Annotated in this window: 3 protein-coding genes; all 3 read right to left on the bottom strand. The window is 72.7% G+C overall.

Translation table 11 applies throughout. The features are described 5' to 3' along the window. Positions 1-264: 264 nt before the first annotated feature. Positions 265-1,737, bottom strand: coding sequence for a mannitol dehydrogenase family protein (locus H5J29_RS26830; RefSeq protein ID WP_181783787.1), 1,473 nt, complete (start codon positions 1,735-1,737; stop codon positions 265-267). Positions 1,738-1,776: 39 nt separating this feature from the next. Further along, positions 1,777-2,682 (bottom strand): aldose 1-epimerase family protein, encoded by a 906-nt coding sequence (locus tag H5J29_RS26835; RefSeq protein WP_181783788.1) that lies wholly within the window; start codon positions 2,680-2,682, stop codon positions 1,777-1,779. 189 nt (positions 2,683-2,871) lie between these two features. Then, positions 2,872-3,176 (bottom strand): ATP-binding protein (locus H5J29_RS26840; protein ID WP_220187977.1); only part of this gene is annotated, 305 nt, incomplete at its 5' end.

A 3,176-nucleotide genomic window follows, 5' to 3' on the forward strand; every position in this document is an offset into this window, starting at 1 on the left:
GGCGACGGCCGCGTCTACCTCGAGCGGTTCCGCGACCGCCGCCTCCAGCTGGCCCTTCAGGTAGAAGGGCGTCTCCATGTCCGCCGCCCCGATGAGCGGTTGTTCCCCCATGGGTCCATGGTGCCGAGTGGGTGCGGGTGGTGCTTGCACGTTTCGTGCTCGCAGCGCGGTGTGGACCGCGCTGGGTGCACGCAATCGGCGATCTTGCCGCGCTGAGAGCACGAAACGTGCGATCGTGGTCTGCGGTCGCGGGAACGGTCGGGCTCAGCGGGCGGCGAGCTTCTCCACGGTGGCCCGGGCGCCCTCGCGGTGCAGGGAGTCCAAGGCCCACAGGTAGGCCTCGCGGAAGCGTTCCTGCTGCGCGAGGTCCCCGAAGACCGCGGTGTTCTCGATGAACGCGGTCGGGTTCTCCCGCTGTGTCCGCGCCAGCGGGACGAGGGTCTCGGCGAGCCGGTCCTGGACGTCGATCGGCTCGCCCTTCTCGTCGACGCCCTCGGCGTACCGCGCCCACCCGGCCACGACCGCGGCCGCGCGCTCCAGCTCCCCGCCGCTCGCCAGCTGGTGGCGGATCACCGGCAGCACCCAGAGCGAGATGCGGTCGGAGCTGCCGAAGTTGATGCGGGCGAGGGTGTCCGCGACGCCGGGGTTCGCGAAGCGCTCGAGCAGGGTGGTCTTGTACTCGTCGAGGTCCACGCCCGGCACCTCGTCGAGGGTCGGGGTGCCCTCGCGGTCCATGTAGGCGCGGATGAACCGGGCGAACAGCGGGTCGCCCGCGACCTCGTGCACGTACCGGAAACCCGCGAGGAACCCCAGGTAGCCCAGCGCCTGGTGGCCTGCGTTGAGCAGCCGGAGCTTCATCAGCTCGTACGGGACGACGTCCTCGACGAGCTGCACCCCGACGTCCTCGAACGGCGGACGGCCCGCCGTGAAGTGGTCCTCCAGGACCCATTGGGTGAACGGCTCGCACACGACCGGCCAGCCGTCGTCCAGGCCGAACTCGTCCTTCAGCCGCTGGGTGTCCTCGGGGCTGGTCGCGGGGGTGATCCGGTCGACCATGGAGTTCGGGAAGCCGACGTTCTCCTCGATCCACGTGGCCAGCTCGGCGTCCTTGAGCCGGGCGAACGCGGCGAACGTGCGGGCGGCCGTGTCGCCGTTGCCCTGGATGTTGTCGCAGCTCATGATCGTGAAACCGGGCAGGCCGCGGTCGCGGCGGCGCCGCAGCGCCTCGGTGACCAGACCGAACACCGTGGCCGGCTCCGCGCCCTCGGCGAGGTCGGCCCGGACGCCGGCGTCCTCGGCGTCGAACTCGCCGGTGACCTGGTCGATCGTGTAGCCGCCCTCGGTGATCGTGAGGCCGACGATCCGGGTGGACTCGGCGGCCATCTTCTCGATCACGGCCTCGGGCGAGTCCGGGGCGAAGAGGTACTCGACGATCGAGCCGACGACGCGCGGGTGCAGGGAGCCGTCGGCCTCCTTCTGCACCAGCGTGTACAGGCCTTCCTGCCCGGTGAGCACCTCCTGCATCCGCCGGTCGCCGGGCAGCACCCCGACGCCGCAGATGCCCCAGTCCAGCGCCTCGCCCGCGTTCATCAGGGCGTCGACGTACATGGCCTGGTGGGCGCGGTGGAAGCCGCCGACTCCGAAGTGGACGATCCCCACGGTGACGGCGCCGCGGTCGTACCCGGGGACCTGAACCCCGTCGATCTCCGGCAGCGAACCTCCGGTGAGCGAGTGCATGGGTCCCCTTCCCCGTGTCGACCGTGACGGTCGCCGACCCTACCGGGGGGTGATCCCCCATCGCCCGGTCCAGGACTCGCCGGGAGCCAGGTGGACGAGGTCGGTGCCTGAGTTGAGGGCGTCCGGCGGGCAGGTCATGGGCTCGACGGCGACGCCCCGCCCGGGCTGCGGGTCGCCTCCGCGGGCTCCGCGGCCCGGCATGTCGTGCGGGGTGAAGACCTGCACCCAGCCGAAGGCGGGATCGGCCCACAGCTCGACCCCGCTGCCGTCGGAGGCGGTGAGGCGGTGCCGGACCAGGCCGTCCTCCGGCTCGCAGTCGCCGAAGGCGGAGTCGAGCTCGGTGTCCCTGAGCCGGAACTCGCGGCTGCCGAGGGGTTCGAGCGGTCCGCTGGGCAGCTGGTCGGTGAGCGGGAGCGCGGCACGGGCGCCGAGGGTGAGGGTGCAGTCGTCGGTGGGCGTGTCGCCGATCCGCAGGTACGGGTGGAAGCCCAGGCCGAACGGGATCGGGCCGCTGCCCTCGTTGGTCGCGGTGGTCTCGACCGTCAGCCCGTCGTCGCCGACCCGGTAGGTGACGGCGACCGTGACCGGCTCCGGCCAGCCGTTCTGTGGCGGGACGGTCGCGGTGAGGGTGACGGCGGCGTCCGTCTGGTCCGACGGGACCCAGAAGGACTGGCGGAGCAGGCCGTGGATCGCGTTGCCCGCCGCGGGCTCGGTGAGGGCGAGCTGCTGCGTCCTGCCCTCCCAGGTCCAGCGACCGCCCTTGACCCGGTTCGGCCAGGGCGCGAGCAGGGCGCCGGAGCCGCGGGGCGGGCGGGCGCCGTCCGGCACGGGCTCCGTGTAGAGGGTGTCCCCGACCGCGAAGTACCGCAGCCCTGCGCCCACCTCGCTCACGGCGGCCCGGGCCGCACCGGCCACGATCGTGAAGTGCTCACCGCACGGATCCATCACGCCGCTGATCCTGCCGGCCGGTGGGTCGGGCGGACGGGCCGCCTCGCCGGATCCGCGACACCATGATCACCGAGTGCGACCCATCGACGCCCTGTGCGGCCGTGATGGGTCACAGATGGTGATCTTGATGTGCGGGGGGTCGCTGTGGTCACCGATGGTGATCATGGGCGGGCGTGGATCAGAGGGTCAGGCGGTGGAGGCGAGGGGGGCTTGGAGGGGGGCGGGGGCGCCCAGGTCGATCACCGTCACGTCGCCCGCCCGGCGAGCGAGGGGGGCCAGGTGCTCGTGGTGGGTGAACAGCAGCACCTGCCACTCCGCGGCGAGGTCGGCGAGGACGGTGAGGGCGGCGGCGGCGCGGGCGTCGTCGAAGGTCATGAGGACGTCGTCGAGCACGACGGGGACGGCGGGCAGCCCGGCCGCCCGACGCTCGGCCTGCAGCTGGCGGATGCCGGCGAGCCGCAGCGCGAGGAAGACCTGGTCCGCGGTGCCCT

The organism is Pseudonocardia pini, from assembly GCF_013870575.1.
Taxonomy (GTDB): domain Bacteria; phylum Actinomycetota; class Actinomycetes; order Mycobacteriales; family Pseudonocardiaceae; genus Pseudonocardia; species Pseudonocardia pini.